The sequence below is a fragment of the Pseudomonas citronellolis genome, from assembly GCF_900112375.1.
Taxonomy (GTDB): domain Bacteria; phylum Pseudomonadota; class Gammaproteobacteria; order Pseudomonadales; family Pseudomonadaceae; genus Pseudomonas; species Pseudomonas citronellolis.
Window position 1 is genome coordinate 1 of record NZ_FOLS01000053.1, and the last position, 17455, is coordinate 17455.

A 17455-nucleotide genomic window follows, 5' to 3' on the forward strand; every position below is an offset into this window, starting at 1 on the left:
TTCTGCTGTGGCCGGTAGGCCGCTTCCATGCGCAGGCGCGGCTTCTGGACGTCGTAGTCGCGGCGGGTCACGCGGCTGGTGCGGCCTTCCAGGCGCAGGACGAAGCCCTTGATCACCGGCTCGTCGGCCACCAGGCCGGTGTCGGCGATGTAGGGCGTGGGTTGGCCCAGGCGCGGGAAGGCGGTCTGGTCGTCGCCGAACACCAGCAGGTGTCCGTCGGGGCTGTGCTCGAAGTGGTAGTGGAGGCCTTCCTCTTCGCACAGGCGCTGGACGAAGTGCAGGTCGCTCTCGTCGTACTGGGTGCAGTAGTCGCGCGGCGGGTAGACGGTGGGGCCGAGCTGGAAGCGGTAGGCGTCGGCGAGGATGCCGTGCTCCTCCAGCACCCGGGCGATGATCTGCGGCACCGTCAGCTGCTGGAAGATGCGCTGGTTGCTGCGCAGTGCGAGGTAGGCCAGCTGCGGCGCCAGGACCACCCGGTAGCGGGTCAGGCGCTGGCCGGCGTCGCCTTGCCCAGCCTGCTGGATCAGCCCGTGGACGCCCGGCCCGGCGGGGCTGAAGGCGAGGAACGCGGGCTTGTGCAGCAGGGCTTCCAGGTCGAGGCCGGGGCGTTCGCTGACCAGTTCCAGTTCGAAGCGGTAGGGCTGGCTGATGGCTTCGCGGCCGTGGAAGCTCAGGACCTGAAAGTCGTGCTCCAGGCCGTCGAGGGTCAGGCTGAAGTGGGTCTGGTTGGCCGGGTTGAACATGCTCGGGCTCCCTGTTCGAAAGTCATCCGTTGCGCCACCGGAACCAGCGGCGCAGCCCCTGGGGTGGCAGTGTGCGGAACGCGTCGCGCAGTTGCGCGACGCTGATCTGGCGGTCCGCTTCATTCAGTGCGAGTGCGCAACGCAAGGCCTGCCAGGCCGGTCGCGGCAGCTGCGCGGGAGGCGCCAGCTGTTGTTCCAGTTGCATGGCCCTGGCCTGCTTGGCGTTCAGGCGCCGGTACGGGTGGGTGCCGCACAGTAGTTCGTAGAGCACGCAGGCCACCGCGTAGAGGTCGCTGGCCGGCGACAGCGGCGCGCCTTCGAGCAGTTCGAGGGCGGCATAGCGTGGCGTCCAGGCGGCGATGCGGGCGCGGCAGAGTTTCGGCAGGCCGTCGAGCAGGCCATCGCGGGCCTGGCCCAGGCCATAGTCGAACAGGCGCAGCCCGTCTTCGCCGAGCATCACGTTGCTGGGCTTGAGGTCGCCGTGCAGCACGCCGCGCTCGTGGGAATAGGCCAGGGCGTCGAGCAGCGCGCCGGCCACTTCCCGGAACTCGTCCCAGGGCAGCCCTTGCGGGCGCTCGCTGAGCAACTGGTCGAGGGTCAGGCCGCGCATCAGTTCCAGGGTGATGAAGGCGCGCTGGCAGGCGGTGTCCACTTCGAAGCTGTGCAGGCGCACCACGTGCGGGTGGCGCAGGCGCATGGTCAGGGCGTATTCGCTGTAGAGCAGGGCGCTGGCGTCGGGGTATTCGGCGAACTCTTCGCTCAGCACCTTGAGCGCCACATAAGGATCGGGATCGCCGAACTGCTCGCGCAGCAGGTCGCGGGCGCGGTACACGGCGCCCATGCCACCGACGCCCAGCAGGCGTTCCAGGCGGTAGCGGCTGCCCAGCACTTCGGGGAGCGCCTGGGGGCTGAAGGTCGGCGTGGCCGGGGCCGGCGGCGGTTCGCTGCCAGCCAGCGGCACGGCGCGCTCCGGGTCGATGAAGGCGAAGTAGGTGAGGTTGCCGGCTTCGGCCTGGTCCGTGGCCATGCTCTGCTTGCTCATCGGCGGATCACCACGGCGGTGAGGTTGTCGCGGGCCATGCCCAGCAGCGCGTGGTCGAACAGGCGTTCCAGCGCGGCAGTGGGCGAGGCCAGGCTGAGGGCGTAGCCCAGGGCTTCCTGGCTGACGTACTGGTAGAGGCCGTCGCTGCACAGCAGGAAGGCGTCGTCGGGGTAGACCTGCAGTTCGAGGATGTCGAGCGTCAGGTCGTCGCTGGCGCCAATGGCGCGGGTCAGGGCGTGGGCCGAAGGGTGCCGGCGGGCGTCCTCCGGGCTCAGGCCCTGTTCGTCGATCAGATGCTGTTGCAGCGAGTGGTCGCGGGTCAGTTGGTACAGGCGCCCGCCGCGCCACAGGTAGCAGCGGCTGTCGCCGGCCCAGATGCAGGCGGCGCGCTGGCCGTCGAGCAGCAGGGCGGCGACGGTGCTGCCCATGATGCGCGAGGGCTGGTCGGCGGTGACCGTGAGCTCCTGGCCGAAGCGGCGGTTGAGCCAGTGCAGGCACTGGCGCAACTGCTGCAGGCGTGGCTCGAAACCGCAATCGCTCGGCAGCGCGGCGATGCTTTCGACGATCAGCCGGCTGGCGCGGTCGCCGCCATGGTGGCCGCCCATGCCGTCGGCGACCACCCAGAGGCCGCGCTCCGGGCAGTCGAGGAAGGCGTCCTCGTTGCGCGCACGGACCTTGCCGGGGTCGGTGCGCGCGGCGCTGCGCCAGGGCCTGGCGGACGGCATCAGAGCGACACCGGCAGGCGGAAGCTGCGCAGGGTGCCGAGGTCGAACGGGTTCGGCGAGCGCTGCGCCAGCACCAGGTAGTTGGCGCGCAGGCCACTCAGATCGGCCTTGAGCATCAGCACGTCGCGCCCGCTGTGGTACTCGGTGCGCATCTGGTCGAAGAGGCGGAACAGTGACCAGGGGCCGGTGTTCTTCTCCAGGCTCACGCGGCGCCCGCCGAGTTCCTCGAGGACCAGGCTGGTGCGGCCGTCGTCGGCGTCGGTGGGCCATTTGAAGGCCACCGGCACGATGGGGCCGTGACGGTATTCCAGCTGCTGGTCGCCGAAGCGGAAGTCGGCGCGGCTCAGGCTGGAGTCGATGGAGTAGGGCTCCAGCTTGAACTGCACCTGGGGCTCGGCCGGGTTGTCGGTGAAGAAGCTGCGGCGGATCGCCTGGGCGTAGCCCATCTGCTCGAGGAAGGCGCGCGACATCGGCAGGCTGTGGCCGTCGACGCTGCGCAGCCGGTAGTTGCCCGGATCGCCGCTGACGAAGGGCTGCAGGTAGCTTTCGAAGAAGCGGTCGGCGACGCCCTGGGCCTTGAAGAACTCGCGGAAGTCGGCGATGGCCACGTCGCTGCTGCTCTGCGGGTTGAACGGATAGCGCTTGTTGATGGCCTTGAAGTAGAAGCTGTACAGCTCGCTCTGGTAGCGCTGGTTGAGGTAGATGTAGGCGTCGCCCAGCACCAGCGTCCAGCTGTCCTCGGCGAGCAGGGCCAGCCAGCCGTTGACCGGCTGCGGCAGGCGCGTGGCGGCGTTGCGCAGGTTGGCCAGGGCGTCGAGCTGCCCGCCCATGCGGTTGCGCGCCAGTTCGAAGGCGGCCTGCTGCGGTTGGCTGGCGCGGGCCAGGGCGGCCAGTTGCAGTTGCAGGTCGTTGAGCGCTTGCATCACCGGCGCCAGGTCGGCGGTGGGGCCGCCGTTGTCGTCGAGCAGGCGGTGCAGTGGCTCGAAGCGCCGCTGCATGGCTTGCCGCGCGGTATCCGGCAGGTTCTTGGCGAGGGCGTCCTGGGCCTGTTCGGCGGCGGCCGCCGCCATCTTGCCGACCTTGCCCAGCTTGCCGCCGGCATCGCTGGCCGCGCCGGCCGCTGCGGCGACATCCCCGGCGTTGTCCGCCAGGCCCGGGATGCGGGTGTTGTCGCGCACTTCCTGGAGCAGTTGCAGCAGCGGCGAGTTGGCCGCGGTGAGCCCGGCCACTTCGTCGGCGCCGCGGCCGGCGTCGACCACCGGCTGCAGGCGCACCTGGTTGACCGCCTCGCTCCAGTGGTTGGCGTAGTCGCGGAAATACAGCTGCTGCAGCTCGACCATCAGGCGGCTGAGGTCCTGGCCGCTGAGGCTGCTGCCTTCGCCGAGCACCCAGTTGTCGCGGAGGATCTCGCGGACCATGGGCGTGCCCTGGGCGATGAAGTACTGCTGGTAGCCGTTGCGGGTGTACAGGCCGGGAATCACGTAGTCGGTGCCGGAGAACAGCGCGCCCTGCGGGCCCAGGTGCTGGCTGAGGTGGTATTGCGGCAGGTCGCGGGCCTGTTCGCGGAGCACGCGGTAGACCACGCTGGCCAGGGATTCGGCGCGCAGCACCTGGCGTGCCTGTGCCACCAGTTGGTCGTTGAGCGGGTAGACGAAGGGCAGTTCGAGCAGGCGTGCGAAGTGGCTGCCCAGGCCGTTCTGCACCACGGCGTCGCCGCTGTAGCGCAGCGACCAGTCGGCCGCCAGCCAATCCTTGAGGAAGGCCGGGTCGCGGCGTTCCGGCAGGTTGAGCATCAGGTAGGCGCGCAGGCTGCCGAGCAGGCGCTCGCGGTCGCCGAGGTTGGCGCGGATCTGCCCTTCGAGGGTGCGGGCGACGCGCGGCAGCAGCTGGCTTTGCAGTTCGCGCTGGTAGGCCGTCTGCAGTACCGGGGTGCTTTTCTCGCCCTGGTACAGGCCGCTGCGTTCGAGCAGCGAGACATCGCCCTTGGGCGGGAACACCTGGCTGGCGGCATAGGCGCTGTCCAGCGCCTTGAGCGCGGCCCGGGCGTCGTCCTGCGGGGCCAGCGCGGCGTGCTGCTCCTGCAGTTGGCGGTCGATGTCGCGCACCTGCTCCAGGCGCCCGTGGTTGCTGGAGAAGCTGTTGGCCCAGAGCAGGCCGAACAGGCCGAGGACGACCAGGGCGGTGGCGTAGACCGCACGTTGTCCCCAGTTGATGCGACGGCGCTCTTTATGGTCGAGCCCGGCGAGGTCGGCTTCGGGGAAGATCACCCGGCTGAACAGGTGCTGGATGAAGCGCGAGCGGCCATTGCGCAAGGTCGGCAGGGCCTTGCTGGCGAGCCCGGCGTTGGCGCCGACCTGGGCGGTGCTGTTGTCCACCTTGGCGGTCAGGTGCGGCGCGCTGGTCAGGTAGAAGCCGCGCAACTGGGTGGCGCGCTGGTAGCGGTTGCCGGTGAAGGCGGTGTCGACGAACAGGCATAACAGCTCGCCGATCTGCCCGAGCTGGTGCGGGAAGTCGAGGATGCGGCCGCGGCGCTGGGTATCGCGCTCCTGGTGCATGCGCATGATGATCTGGCTGTGCAGGCGGCGCAGCAGTTCCTCGAACTCCTGGCGCAGCACCGTGATATCGGTGCCGTTCTGTTCCTTGCGGAAGCTGGTGCCGAGCACCTGGTCGCTTTCCTCGCGGGACAACTGGTCGAAGAATTCCTCGAAACCGGCCAGTTTGTCGGCCTTGCTCAGCACCACGTACACCGGTACCTCGACGTGCAGGCGCTGGTGGATTTCCAGCAGGCGCGCGCGCACCTGGTGGGCCAGGAGAGTCAATTCCTCCTCGTTGCCGCGCTGCAGCAGGTCCACCGGCAGGTTCACCAGCACGCCGTTGAGCGGGCGTGCGCGACGACGCTTGCGCAGCAGGTCGAGGAGCGTCTGCCAGGCGCTGCTGTCGACCTCGCTGGCCGGCTGCGTGAGGTAGCGCCCGGCGCTGTCGATCAGCACGCCGTGCTCGGCGAAGTACCAGTCGCAGTAGCGAGTGCCGCTGGTGTCGCGGGTCAGCTTGCGGTCGATACGGTTGATCGGGAACTCCAGGCCGGAGAAGTCCAGCAGGCTGGTCTTGCCGCTGCCCTGCGGGCCGAGCAGCAGGTACCAGGGCAGCTCCTGGCGCCAGCGCTCGCTGCGGCCGCGGTAGAGGCTGGAGACCTTGAGGGTGTGCAGGGCGTCCTTGAAACGGCTGCGCAGCTCGCGCTGCTCCTCGTCCATCATCTCTTCGCGGCGCAGGCGCTCCTGGCCATCTTCGCTCTCCTGTTCCTGCTTGCGCCGGCGCGTGCTGCGCCAGCTGACGAAGACCATGAACAGGCCCCAGGCCAGGAAGAGCACGGCGATGCTCAGCAGCCGCGCGCTGGCGCCGGCCCAGAACTTGTGGTCGTCCACCGCCAGCAGCGGGCCGGCGAACCACACCAGCAGGGCCAGCAGGAGCACCAGCAGCAGGCTCCAGACCCAGGTCCGGCGCAGGAAGGCGCCGGTCTTCTTGAGGAAGTTCTTCATTACACCAATCCCTGTGTTACGACGTGGGCTCGACCGCCGCCGGGTCGAGCTGCTGATAGGGTTGCAGGACGCTTTCGCGCTGTTCGCCGAGGACCCAGGCGAAGCCTGAATAGATCACTCCGAGGCAGACCAGGGTGAACAGCGCCACCAGCCACCAGGGCACGATGCGCACCAGGCCGCGGCGCTGGTCGCGCAGGCCTTCCCAGTGAGGCGACAACTCGCGCGGCACGTCGCCGCGCAACTGGCGGATCTGCCGGTAGAGGCTGTCGCGGATCGCCTCCAGTTCGAGCAGGCCGCGCGGTAGTACCCGGTATTTGCCCTCGAAGCCCAGTGCCAGGCACAGGTACATCAGTTCGAGCATGTGCAGGTGCTTGACCGGGTTGCGGGTGACCTGTTCGAGCAGTTGGAAGAACTTCTCGCCGCCGAAGGTCTCGTTGTGGAAGTTGCTCAGCAGGCTCATCTGCGCCCACTCGCTCTCGTTGCCCCAGGTCGTGGTGACCACCGCCTCGTCGAGCACGGTGCAAAGCACGTAGCGGGCGGCCATCACCTGGCCGTTGTCGGCGCCGTCCTGCAGGGCGAGCAGCTCGAACTGGCGAACGCCGTCGGACAGGCGCTGGTTGAGGCCCCGCAACTCCTCGCCGGCCGGGCTGTGCTTCAGCCGTACCACTTCCGACAGCAGTTCGGCGGCGGCACTGACGAGCGGATTGAGGCCGATATTGATGGCTTCCGCCGGGCGCAGGCGCGCGGCATAGATCATCCGCTGCTCCAGGTGCTCGAAGCGTGGCGGTTCCTCGAGGTCGGTCAGCGGGCCGTGGGCCGGCTCCTCGGTGCGACGGTCGAGCAGGACGGTCTTGTCGTCCTGCGAATAGTCCATTTCCTTGATCATGCGCTCAGTTCCTGATGGCCCAGAACTTCAGCTCGAGTCCGGGGAATTCGTCGGTGACGTGGAAGGCGAAGCCGCCGGAGCGTTCCAGTTGCGCCTGTTCTTCCGGGCTGAGTTCGAGAACGAAGTAGGTCTTGTTGGCGTGGAACGGGATCTGCCGCGGAGCCACCGGCAGCGGCTTGATGCGGATACCCGGCAGGTGCAGGTTGACCAGTTGGCGGATGCGCTCCACCGGGCCGGCCTTGAGGTGCGCGGGCAGGCGCTGGCGCAGTGTCTCGGCGTCGCACTGGGCGCTGGCGGCGAGGACGAAGGAGGCACTGCCGAGCAGTTTGTGGTCATGCAGCGGCGAGACCAGGATGCCGTACTGGCGCTGTTGCAGGACCAGCTCGATGGCGTGCTGTTCCAGCACCATCGACAGCACCTGGCGGATCGCTTCCATCAGCTTGCGGAAGCTGGCGCCCTGGTCGCTGTGCTGGTAGCGCCCATCCAGGCGCGGGCGCTTGCTGTCGCTGGCGAAGGTGGCCAGTTCGCCGAGCATCGCCAGCAGGGTGCGGTAGACCTCCTCGGGGTGCACCTGCTCCAGGTCCATGCAATGCCGCAGGACCAGTTCGGTGCGGTTGATGAGTTGCAGCATGAGGAAGTCGCCGACCTCGGCGCCGCCCACTGTACCGGTGGAGCGGATGCGTTCGGCCAGGGTTTCGCCGCGGTGGCCGAGCATGCTGACCACTTCCTTCAGGCACGACAGCAGGTAGCCGCTGGCGTGGAAGTGCAGGTGCGTGGGAATGAACTCGGGGTCGAGGGTGATGCCGCCTTCCGGCGAGGTGTCGAGGATGTCGCAGAGTTTCAGGCGCACGTAGGCCTGGTCGTTGCGCTGCTCGCCCAGCAGCAGCTGGAAGTCGGGGTGGGCGCAGGTGACCTGGCTGCTGCTGTCGTCACCGGCGTTGGAGTCGGCCACTTCCTGTTCGCGGCAGGTGTAGCGCGCGAGGAAGTCCAGCTGTTCCGGGCGCCGGGCCTCGATGTGGTTGCCGGTGACCAGCGGCAGGGCCAGGTACACCGGGGTGTTGCTGGTGTTCGACGGAACGTCCACCGCCAGCGGTTGGGCGAGCTTGCCCAGGTCGAACAGGGTGCCGTCGGGCAGTACGCCGGAGGCGCGGTTGAGCACCAGCTTGCCGATGGCCAGGCCCTGGGTGTCCACTTCCTGTTCGAAGAAGCCCCAGCTGTAGCGGTTCAACAGGCGTGTGCGGGCCTTGAGCTGGTGATCGTAGTAGCGATCGTTCTGCTGGAAGTGCTGTGGGCGCAGGAGCATGCCTTCGCGCCAGATGACCTTGTGTGCCGTCATGCTCAGTCACCCTTCTTAGCCAGGCTGGCGCCCAGATCGTGGATGCCGTCCTGTTCCAGGCGCAGCTGGGCACGGGTCTGCCGTGTCGGGGTGAGTTGCACCACGTAGCGCCACTGGCTTTCCGGCAGGTCGCGGTAGGCGGCGAGCACGCCGACGTAGCGGCTGCCGTCGTTGACGCTGAGCTTCAGTTCGCGCTTGTCGCCGGGGCGCAGTTCCAGTTCCTCGCTCGCCACCAGGTCGGGGGCGAGGGATTCCTTGGCGCGTTCGTAGAGGCTGAAGAAGTCGGCGTTCTCGAAAGCCACGGGATGCTTGAGTTCGAACAGGCGCACCACGATCGGCGAGGGGCGACCGTTGAGATCGGGGTTGAGCTGCTCGCTGGCGCTGAGCTCGAGGTCGAGCTTGGTCAGCCGGGAATAGGGCGAAAGGCTCGAGCAGGCGCTGCACAGGAGCAGCAGGGCCAGCACGACGAAGGGTTTCATGCGGGGCATGGAGATCATCCTTGGGAGTCGCTGTTGAGGGTGGCGATCAGCCGGACCTGTTCTTCGTAGGTCTGGGCGAAATCGCGGGCGAGCAGGCGTTCGCTCCACTCGTCGTCCTGGCGCAGGCTCTGGTGGTAGCGGCCGTAGGCGCGCCAGCGGCCGGCGGCGCCGGCGAAGCGCGAGACCTGGCCGTCGCGTTCGAAGCGCAGCGCCAGCTGTTCCGGGGCGAAGTGTTCGAGGGCCTCGCGCACGGCGGCGCGGCTGGCGCTGAGCAACGCCACCTGGTGCGCCTGCAGGTCGCGGAAGGCGCGGGCCACGGCCTGTTCGGCGGGCAGTTGGCCGGGCTTGCCGGGGCGCAGCAGGGCGTTGAGCGCATCGTGGCTGTCGGCGCTGTGCTTGAGCGGGTTGTTGCCAGCGCCTTGCACGGTGGTCAGGGCCAGGCGCAATTCGTTCTTCAGCTCGGTGCGTGTGCGCAGGCTCTGTTGCAGGCCGCCCACGCACTGGCGTAGCAGGCGCGCGGCGTCCACTGCCAGGGCTTCGCGGGCATCCTGGTCGAGGTCGTCGAGGGGCACCCCCAGCGCGCCGGCGAAGCGTTGCCAGAAGCCGTCCGGCTGACGTTGCGGCTCGGCAGGCGGCTCGGCGGCCGGCGCCGGCTGCGGGGCGGGCACCAGTTCCGGCAGGGGCAGGCTTTCCATGTCGATGCGCGCATAGTCGGCCTGCTGGCGCGCCGTCTGCTGGTGGGCACCGAGCAGGCCGAAATCGTCGCTCTGCACGTAAGCCCGCTCCTGTTGGTTGAGGGCGGCCAGCGGGTCGAGGTCGAGGAAGGCGTCGTCCGGGATGATGCTGCCGGCCGCGCTCGGGCGGCCGACCTGGTCGAGGAACTGCGCCGGGTCCTGGACCAGGCGCGCGCGGATCTCGAAATCGCCCAGGCAGTACACGCAGCCGTGCTCGATGCGCTGGGCCTCGCCCTTGCGCAGGCGGGCCCCGCTCTCCTTGAGCTGGATGCCGTTGCTGCTGGTGTCGGTCAGGTAGAAGGCGCCATCGCGGTAGCTGATTTCGGCGTGGTGGCCGGACAGGTGCCGGCGGCGATCGGGAATCACCCAGTCGCAGTCCTCGGCACGGCCGATCACTCCGCCGGCCTGCTTGAAGGTCTTGTTGGTCAGTAGCCCGGGCACGAATTGCTGGGCGCTCACCATTTCGAAAACCAGTTCCATGGTCGTGGACTCCTTGCGGTCAGTTGCCGCGGTTGAGCGTCTGCGGGTCGCCCAGCGGGCGGTAGTCCTTGTCGTTGAACTTGTAGTTGCCGCTGCATCCGGCCAGGCCGAGCAGAACGGCCAGGGTGAGCAGCGCGGCGCGCCAGGGAAGAGGGGACATCGGACGACCTCCGGTTGATGGCAGAGCGGTGATGGATGGGCTCGACATGGCGGCTCAGGCCTCCGTCGAATGGATGTTCAGGCGCCCCAGGCGATACAGCAGGGTGCGTCGTGGCAGGCCCAGCTCGCGGGCGGCCAGGGTGCGGTTGCCGCCGTTCTTGCGCAGGCAGTCGAGCAGCAGGGCGCGTTCCACCTGTTCCAGGCGTTCGCGCAGGTTGAGGCTGCGGTCGGGGTCCACTGGCTCTTCGCGCAGGACGAAGTGCGAGGGTTGCAGTTCGCCGCTTTCGCAAAGCAGCACGGCGCGTTCGACCATGCCCTTGAGCTCGCGCACGTTGCCGGGGAAGGCATAGGCGGACAGGCAGTCCAGCGCGGCGTCGGACCAGTGGCAGAGGTCGCGCTGGAGAAAGGCGCAAGCCTTGTCGGCGAAGTGCCGGGCCAGGCGCGGGATGTCTTCGCCGCGCTGGCGCAGCGGCGGCAATTCGATGGGGAACTGCGCCAGCCGGTAGTAGAGGTCTTCGCGGAATTCCCCGGTGGCGACCATCGCATTCAGGTCGCGGTGGGTTGCGGCGATGATCCGCACGTCGATGCGGTGGGTGCGGGTACTGCCCAGCGGCCGCACTTCGCCCTCCTGCAGCACCCGCAGCAGCTTGGCTTGCAGCGGCAGGGGCATGTCGCCGATCTCGTCGAGGAACAGGGTGCCGCCGTCAGCGGCGTCGAACAGGCCCTGGTGGTCGCGGTCGGCGCCGGTGAACGCCCCCTTGCGGTAGCCGAACAGCTCGCTTTCCAGCAGATGCTCCGGCAGCGCCGAGCAGTTCTGCACGATGAAGGCACTGCTGCGGCGCGGACCGCAGTCGTGGATGGCGCGTGCCACCAGTTCCTTGCCGGTGCCGGTCTCGCCCTGCAGCAGGATGGTGTAGGGGCTGTGCAGCACCTTGCCGATCATCTGGTAGGTCTGGCGCATGGCCGGGCTGTCGCCGATCAGGCCGTAGCCGCTGGCGCAGGGGCTCGCCTGGGCGGATACCGGGGTGGCTTCGCCCCGGCGCAGACGCAGGCGCTGCAGCAGTTGCAACTGCGAGAGGGCGAAAGTGCCCAGTTGTTCCAGCGAGGCGGCGAAGCCTCCCAGCTCATGGACTTGGCGGCCGACGCACAGCAGCAGGCCCTGCACCGCCTGTTGGCCATCCTGCAGGGGTACGCAGAGCAGGGCGCGCCATGGTTGCCCGCCGTTCGGCAGGAAGGCGGTTTCGTGCAGGCTGGGGTTGAGCTCGGCGAGGCTCAGCACACGGTTCTGGCAGAGGCTGTATTGCAGCAGTTGCTGGTCCTTGTAGTCGGCCGGCAGGCTGGTTGCCTCCCGCGGTTGCAGGCGCCCCTCCAGGCACTCCGCATGCAGCCCCAGGCTGGTGTGGGTGGCATCCAGCAGGTACAGCTGGACCAGTTCGCAGCCGCTGAGCGCTCCGGCCGCGCGGACGAATCCGCCCAGCAGGCCCTGGGCGTCCGCTGCCCGGGCCAGCTCGTTGTAGTGGCCGAGCAGGCTTTCGGCATAGCGCAGCGGCTGGGAGATGCGCTTGAACATGACCGACACCTCAGGCGAACTCGCAGGTAACGGCCGCGCCACCATCGAGGGTGGCGTGTACGCGGTTCAGCGTTTCGCCCACGGCCATGGCCTGCAGCAGGCGGTCGGCGATCTGCGGTAGCAGATGCTGGTCGAGCAACTGGTCGATCAGGCGGGCACCGCTGTCGCCCTGGGTGCAGCGAGTGGCGAGGTGTTCGACCAGGACGTCGCAATGGCTGAACTGTAGCTGGCGGCGCTGCAGGCGATCGCCCAGGCGGGCCAGCTTGAGGCGCACCAGTTCATGCAACACTTCACCCTCCACCGGGTAGTAGGGCACCACGCGCATGCGGGCCAGCAGGGCCGGTTTGAAGTGACGGCTGAGCGCCGGGCGGATGGCTTCCTCGAGCGCCTGGGCGCCGGGCCGCTGGCCATCGGCGCAGAGTGCGGCGATGCGCTCGCTGGCGAGGTTCGAGGTCATCAGGATCAGGGTGTTGCGGAAGTCGATCTCGCGGCCTTCGCCGTCGTTGGCGATGCCCTTGTCGAAGATCTGGTAGAACAGGTTGAGCACGTCCGGGTCGGCCTTCTCCACCTCGTCCAGCAGCACCACCGAGTAGGGCTTCTGGCGCACGGCCTCGGTGAGCATGCCGCCTTCGCCGTAGCCGACGTAGCCGGGGGGCGCGCCGATCAGCCGGGACACGGTGTGCTTCTCCTGGAATTCGGACATGTTGATGGTGGTGAGGAAGCGCTCGCCGCCATACAGCAGGTCGGCCAGGGCCAGAGCGGTCTCGGTCTTGCCGACGCCGCTGGGGCCGACCAGCAGGAACACGCCTACCGGAGCGTCGGGTTTGTTCAAGCCGGCGGCGGTGGCGCGCATGGCCCGGTCCAGCGCCTGCACCGCCTGTTCCTGGCCGCGCACGCGCTGGCGCAGGTCGGCGGCGAAGCTGGCGACCTTGGCGTTGTGCTCGCGAGCCAGTTGCGACAGCGGCACGCCGGTCCAGTGGCTGATGACCTCGGCGACCAGCCGCGGGCAGACCTCGAAGCTGACCAGGCGCTCGTCCTGCTGGGCCTCGCGCAAGGCGGCGTGGGTCTGGTGCAGGCGTTCTTCCAGGTCTTCCGAATCCTCTTCCGCGTCTTCGCGGGCCTTGGCCAGGCGCTGGCGCAGGTCGAGCAGTTCGTTGGCCAGCTCACGCTGGCGTTGCCAGCGCTGTTCCAACTCGGTTTGTTCCGCCGCGGCCTGTTCCAGGCGCTGCTGCAATGCCTCCAGGGCCTGCTCGTCGACCGCCAGGCCGGCCTCTCGGTCGCGGCGCAGGGCCTGGCGCTGGCGCTCGCCTTCGGCCAGTTCGCCGCGCAGCCGCTCCAGGTCTTCCGGAGCGGCGGCCAGGCTGATGCGGACACGGGCGCAGGCGGTGTCGAGCACGTCCACGGCCTTGTCCGGCAACTGGCGGCCGGCCAGGTAGCGCGCCGAGAGCTCGGCCGCGGCGACCACGGCGTCGTCGCGCAGGTAGATGCCGTGGCTGGATTCGTAGACCTTGGCCAGGCCACGCAGGATGGTCACCGCCTCGGCCACGCTGGGTTCATGCAGTTGCACCGGCTGGAAGCGCCGCGCCAGCGCCGGATCCTTCTCGAAGTACTTCTTGTATTCGGTCCAGGTGGTCGCGGCTATGGTGCGCAGCTCGCCGCGCGCCAGGGCCGGCTTGAGCAGGTTGGCCGCATCCGAACCGCCTGCCTGGCCGCCGGCGCCGATCAGGGTGTGTGCCTCGTCGATGAATAGGATGGTCGGCTGGGCCGCGCCCTTCACTTCTTCGATAACACCCTTCAAGCGGCGTTCGAACTCGCCCTTGACGCTGGCCCCGGCTTGCAGCAGGCCCATGTCCAGGGACAGCAGTTCGACGCCCTGCAGCGCCTCGGGCACCTCGCCGGCGACGATGCGCGCGGCCAGGCCTTCAACCACGGCGGTCTTGCCGACCCCGGCCTCGCCGACCACGATGGGGTTGTTCTTCCGCCGCCGCGCGAGGATGTCGATCATCTGGCGGATGGCGCCGTCGCGGCACAGCACCGGGTCCAGCCGGCCTTCGCGGGCCTGGCGGGTGAGGTTGTGGGTGAAGCGCTCGAGCATCGACTCGCCGGGATTGGCGGCGCCAGTGGCGGGTTGCCGCTCCTGCTGGGCCAGGGCGTATTCGCGCAGGCGCTCAGCGTTCAGTCTGGACAGCAGCTCCTGGTAGTGGCTACCGGCATAGCGCAGGGGATTGCGCAGCAGGGCGAGGATCAGCGCGGCCTGGTCGATCAGGCTCTGACGCAGTTCCAGGTTGGCCACCAGCAGGGCGTCCTGCAGCCACTGCATCAGCTCCACGGCGAACACCGGGTTGCGCGAGGCGCTGTTCTCGGCGCGTGGCTGCAGCGCCGCCGCCAGCTCGCCGACGCCCACCCCGGCATCCTGCAGGGCGCGTTGCAACAGGCCCTGGGGGCGCTCCAGCAGTGCCAGCAGCAGATCCTCGACGAGGATCTTGCTGCCGTTGCGGGCCACGCAGCGCTCGGCGGCGCCCTCCAGGTCGCGGCGGGTCTCGGCGTCCAGGGCCTGGACGAGTTGTTGCAGGTCGAGGTTGATCATGGGTCATCGGTCCTTAATGAATGCGGCTGCCCAGGGTGACGATGCCGTCGGCACGCTCCCGTCCCAGCCAACTGGTCCAGCCCAGGCGGCAAGGGTTGTCGGCGCCTATGCGTAGCTCGCGGATGGCCTCGTGGTGCAGTTCCAGGCGCAGGTCGTAGTCCAGCGGGTCGCGCAGGGTGAAGCGCACCAGGGCGCAGAGCGGTTGATAGCCGTTGCCGATCGGCAGGAAGTCGTGGAAGCGCTCCCAGTCGAGTTCGCGGATGTGGATGCGGAACTTGCCGCTGCGGTCGCGTACCTGTTCCCCCAGCACCAGGTCCTCGCCCAGGCGGCTGTTGGCCAGGCCGAGGCGGTTGCGCTGGTCCGCCTGGATGCACACGCTGCGCTCGATGCACTGCTCGATGAAAAGCGCGGCGTGCTTGAAGTAGTAACGCAGCACCGCCTCGATCAGCGCTGCGGAATGGGCTCGCAGGCTGAGCAGGCCCAGGTACGGCAGCAGGCGCTTCCAGTTCAGCTCCTCGGCGCGGCGCAGCTGCTCGCCGCCCAGGCCGATGAGGGCGAACAGGCGCTCGGAAAAGGCGTCCAGCGCGCCCGTTTCGAAGCGGGCGTGGTAGCGGTACTTGCGCCAGATCGGCAGCAATAACCGGTGCAGGCGGTGATGGAAGAGGTCGAGGAAATCGCGGGTCGGGTTGCCGTCCTCGCTGTCGCCCAGCGCCTGCTCGCCATAGAAGGCCGGCAGCGGCGAGCCGGAGCCGCACAGGCTGACCAGGTTCAGGCGCAGGCGCGCGCGCGGCTCTCCGTTCTCCTCGAAGAACTGCACGCTGTGGATATCGCTGCCGGGAAAACCCAGGCTCGGGTTGGCCTGGAACTCCAGGCGTTCGTAGAGCGCCTCGTCGCTGCACGGCAGGCCCTCCGGGGTCGCCTGGCGCAGGCGCTCGATGACCAGGAGCACGGCCTGGAACAGCGAGTACTCGCGAATGTCCCGGCTGAGCCGGCTCAGAGCAGGGGCTGCTGTCCCATGCGCGGTGTCCATTGGTACACCTCTCCCTGTGTGCTTTTCACCTGCAGCTCGTGGTACGAGTTGAGGCTGGCGTAGAGCGCGAAGAATTCATTGAGCACGGAAGCGAAGACGAACATGTCGCCTTCGCCGATGTAGCCTTGCGGGTCGATCGTCAGCTCGGTGCGCAGGCCGCGTACCGGGAGGCCACGGTGCAGGCGGTCGACCGGTTCGTGACGAACCGAACGCAGGCCGTTGAGCAGGTTCTTGCTGACCTTCTCGGCCTGCTGGTCGTAGTAGCGCGGCAGGTCGTACGTCTCGAGGATCACCTTGAGCGCCTCGATGTTGGCCAGCGACAGGTAGTTCAGCGACATGTTGCTGATGAGCTTCCAGAGGAAGTCGCGATTCAGCGGCGGCGCGTAGCTGGACGTCACCGGGGTGATGTTGCGGAAGCTGAGGAACTCCGGGGTCTTCTCGCTGGCCAGGTTGATGTCGCCCAGCTTCAGGCGGCGCGGCAGGTTCTGGTTGGTGCAGGTCAGCTCGATGGACAGGGTCTCGTGCTCTTCGTAGTCGCGCACGCCGAAGCTCAGGTAGGTGTCCAGGCCGTCGTGCAGCAGCGAGGAACGCTGGCGTACGCTGTAGTGCGGGCGGCTGCTGGGCACGTCGAAACTGGCGTCGTGCTCGAAGGACTCGAACAGCACGTATTCCTGGTGGCCCAGGCCACCGGGACGCCAGCCGGTGACGTTCTCCACGGCGAAGACGCCGCAGTTCTGCACGTCGTACTCGGCGGGCAGCAGCAGGTATTCGTCCTGCTTGCCATCCAGGCGGATCGGCAGCGCATCGTGGCTGAACAGATTGGCGATTGGCGTGCAGTGCAGCTTGAGGTTGTCCAGGGTTGGCCGCAGGCGCTGGATGCCGCTGCGGCGGATGTCGAAACGCAGCTCCAGGCCGCGTACCTGCTTGAGCTTGTCCTCGGGGAGGGTGCGCAGGCGGTCCAGGCCCAGCAGGTCGACGAACAGGAACTTGTCCTGGAAGGCGAAGTATTCCTGCAGGAAGCGATAGCCGCGGAAGGTATTGAGCGGGTAGGGGATCAGCGCCTCGTCTTCGGCGAAGCCGACCGGCTGTACCCGGTCGCCCGGCAGGCGCATCGGCTTCTCGCCTTCGACGAGGGGCTTGTGCTCGCCGTCCAGCGGTACCAGCTCGACGTTGTCGAGGTCGTGCACCAGGCCCAGGTAGAGCATCTGGCTGATGTAGCGCTCGCCGGCCAGGTAGAAGCGCAGACGGTTCAGCTGCAGTTCGCCGAGATGGCCATCGCAGGTCATTTCCAGACGCAGGCTGAGCAGCGCGCCATCGCCCTTCACCGAGTAGTTCAGGCCGCTGGTACGCAGCGCCACGACCTCGGTCGGGTAGCAGGTACGGAAGCGGCAGCGCACGTCGGCGATGGGCTGGCTTTCCACGGGCGTATCGCGCGGGACCAGCAGCGCCGGGCCGGGATGCGGCAGCGGATCGAATTGCAGGATGCTGAACGCCGGCAGTGGCCGCATGTAGTTCGGCCACAGCAGGTGCATCAGTGAATGGGTCAGTTCCGGCAGTTCATCGTCGAGCTTCTGCCGCAGGCGCCCGGTGAGGAAGGCGAAACCCTCCAGCAGGCGCTCGACGTCCGGGTCGCGCCCGCTCTGCGCAAGGAACGGCGCCAGCGCCGGGCTGCGCTCGGCGAAACGCCGGCCCAGCTGGCGCAGGGCGCTCAGTTCGCTTTGGTAGTAGTGGTTGAAGGACATCGGGTGCTCTTCCCTGTAGCTGTTTCAAGGCGGGCCCGGCAGCCCCTGGTTTTCTGGTTTTCTGGTTTTCTGGTCCGGTCATCTTTGCGCAGGCATTTCGAGGGGATGCCTGGCTTCTTTTCCGTCCGTTGCCTGGTTAGCGGATGCTCTGCACTTTGGCTTGGCACCACGTCCTGAAATCGTCCTTCTTGAAGGACGGGCAGGACTGGTTCTTGCTCATGACTAGGTATTCCCGGCCGGGCTCGTAGGTGAAGTGGTAGTAGTTGTTGCGATCTTCGGCATAGAGCCAGTAAGCGCCCGAGCCCTCACTGATCACGTACGGGGACAGCGTCAGGATCGAGGCTTGCGCAGGGATGAAGTTGGTGCGATCCATGAGCAGCATCAGTGCATTGCTGGCAAGCCGTGT

At 68.1% G+C, this 17455-nt stretch carries 14 protein-coding genes; all 14 read right to left on the bottom strand.

Going from position 1 to position 17455, the window contains the following annotated elements:
• The coding region (gene tssI, locus BM060_RS30890; RefSeq protein WP_143096615.1) for a type VI secretion system tip protein TssI/VgrG at positions 1–743 on the bottom strand (743 nt) is incomplete at its 3' end.
• Positions 744–765: 22 nt separating this feature from the next.
• The gene (locus tag BM060_RS30895) at positions 766–1785 is read right to left on the bottom strand and encodes a serine/threonine-protein kinase (RefSeq protein ID WP_074986195.1); all 1020 of its coding nucleotides are present in this window, start codon (positions 1783–1785) and stop codon (positions 766–768) included.
• Complete coding sequence (locus BM060_RS30900) at positions 1782–2510, bottom strand: PP2C family protein-serine/threonine phosphatase (protein WP_074986197.1); 729 nt, start codon at positions 2508–2510, stop codon at positions 1782–1784. Before BM060_RS30900 ends, BM060_RS30895 begins: the two co-directional genes overlap by 4 nt.
• The gene (gene tssM, locus BM060_RS30905; protein ID WP_074986199.1) at positions 2510–6046 is read right to left on the bottom strand and encodes a type VI secretion system membrane subunit TssM; all 3537 of its coding nucleotides are present in this window, start codon (positions 6044–6046) and stop codon (positions 2510–2512) included. The genes BM060_RS30900 and tssM overlap by 1 nt, the downstream gene beginning before the upstream one ends.
• Positions 6047–6062: 16 nt before the next feature.
• On the bottom strand, positions 6063–6932 hold the full coding sequence (gene icmH / locus BM060_RS30910; RefSeq protein ID WP_074986202.1) for a type IVB secretion system protein IcmH/DotU: 870 nt from the start codon (positions 6930–6932) through the stop codon (positions 6063–6065).
• Between the two features lie 4 nt (positions 6933–6936).
• Entirely contained in the window at positions 6937–8268 is a 1332-nt protein-coding gene (gene tssK / locus BM060_RS30915; protein WP_074986205.1) for a type VI secretion system baseplate subunit TssK, read from the bottom strand.
• 2 nt (positions 8269–8270) lie between these two features.
• Complete coding sequence (gene tssJ / locus BM060_RS30920) at positions 8271–8756, bottom strand: type VI secretion system lipoprotein TssJ (RefSeq protein ID WP_116425587.1); 486 nt, start codon at positions 8754–8756, stop codon at positions 8271–8273.
• 5 nt (positions 8757–8761) lie between these two features.
• Complete coding sequence (gene tagH, locus BM060_RS30925; protein ID WP_074986211.1) at positions 8762–9961, bottom strand: type VI secretion system-associated FHA domain protein TagH; 1200 nt, start codon at positions 9959–9961, stop codon at positions 8762–8764.
• Positions 9962–9980: 19 nt separating this feature from the next.
• Positions 9981–10121 (bottom strand): type VI secretion protein, encoded by a 141-nt coding sequence (locus BM060_RS30930; protein ID WP_074986214.1) that lies wholly within the window; start codon positions 10119–10121, stop codon positions 9981–9983.
• A 54-nt stretch (positions 10122–10175) separates the two neighbouring features.
• On the bottom strand, positions 10176–11690 hold the full coding sequence (locus BM060_RS30935) for a sigma-54 interaction domain-containing protein (RefSeq protein WP_074986217.1): 1515 nt from the start codon (positions 11688–11690) through the stop codon (positions 10176–10178).
• A 10-nt stretch (positions 11691–11700) separates the two neighbouring features.
• The gene (tssH, locus tag BM060_RS30940) at positions 11701–14277 is read right to left on the bottom strand and encodes a type VI secretion system ATPase TssH (RefSeq protein WP_074986220.1); all 2577 of its coding nucleotides are present in this window, start codon (positions 14275–14277) and stop codon (positions 11701–11703) included.
• 13 nt (positions 14278–14290) lie between these two features.
• Positions 14291–15307 carry a type VI secretion system baseplate subunit TssG gene (gene tssG / locus BM060_RS30945; protein WP_074986223.1) on the bottom strand — a complete coding sequence of 339 codons (1017 nt, stop codon included), beginning with the start codon at positions 15305–15307 and terminating at the stop codon, positions 14291–14293.
• Positions 15271–17049: a type VI secretion system baseplate subunit TssF gene (tssF, locus tag BM060_RS30950; protein WP_074986226.1), complete on the bottom strand. Its 1779-nt coding sequence runs from the start codon at positions 17047–17049 to the stop codon at positions 15271–15273. Before tssF ends, tssG begins: the two co-directional genes overlap by 37 nt.
• Before the next feature lie 136 nt (positions 17050–17185).
• The gene (locus tag BM060_RS30955) at positions 17186–17431 is read right to left on the bottom strand and encodes a hypothetical protein (protein WP_245322942.1); all 246 of its coding nucleotides are present in this window, start codon (positions 17429–17431) and stop codon (positions 17186–17188) included.
• Positions 17432–17455 lie beyond the last annotated feature (24 nt).

Bases quoted from the DNA above. Each gene is read 5' to 3' on its own strand.
- tssF (WP_074986226.1), bottom strand. From the start codon at position 17,049: ATGTCCTTCAACCACTACTACCAAAGCGAACTGAGCGCCCTGCGCCAG.
- BM060_RS30900 (WP_074986197.1), bottom strand. From the start codon at position 2,510: ATGCCGTCCGCCAGGCCCTGGCGCAGCGCCGCGCGCACCGACCCCGGC.
- tssH (WP_074986220.1), bottom strand. From the start codon at position 14,277: ATGATCAACCTCGACCTGCAACAACTCGTCCAGGCCCTGGACGCCGAG.
- tssG (WP_074986223.1), bottom strand. From the start codon at position 15,307: ATGGACACCGCGCATGGGACAGCAGCCCCTGCTCTGAGCCGGCTCAGC.
- icmH (WP_074986202.1), bottom strand. From the start codon at position 6,932: ATGATCAAGGAAATGGACTATTCGCAGGACGACAAGACCGTCCTGCTC.
- BM060_RS30895 (WP_074986195.1), bottom strand. From the start codon at position 1,785: ATGAGCAAGCAGAGCATGGCCACGGACCAGGCCGAAGCCGGCAACCTC.
- tssK (WP_074986205.1), bottom strand. From the start codon at position 8,268: ATGACGGCACACAAGGTCATCTGGCGCGAAGGCATGCTCCTGCGCCCA.
- BM060_RS30935 (WP_074986217.1), bottom strand. From the start codon at position 11,690: ATGTTCAAGCGCATCTCCCAGCCGCTGCGCTATGCCGAAAGCCTGCTC.
- tssJ (WP_116425587.1), bottom strand. From the start codon at position 8,756: ATGCCCCGCATGAAACCCTTCGTCGTGCTGGCCCTGCTGCTCCTGTGC.
- BM060_RS30955 (WP_245322942.1), bottom strand. From the start codon at position 17,431: ATGCTGCTCATGGATCGCACCAACTTCATCCCTGCGCAAGCCTCGATC.
- tagH (WP_074986211.1), bottom strand. From the start codon at position 9,961: ATGGAACTGGTTTTCGAAATGGTGAGCGCCCAGCAATTCGTGCCCGGG.
- tssM (WP_074986199.1), bottom strand. From the start codon at position 6,046: ATGAAGAACTTCCTCAAGAAGACCGGCGCCTTCCTGCGCCGGACCTGG.
- BM060_RS30930 (WP_074986214.1), bottom strand. From the start codon at position 10,121: ATGTCCCCTCTTCCCTGGCGCGCCGCGCTGCTCACCCTGGCCGTTCTG.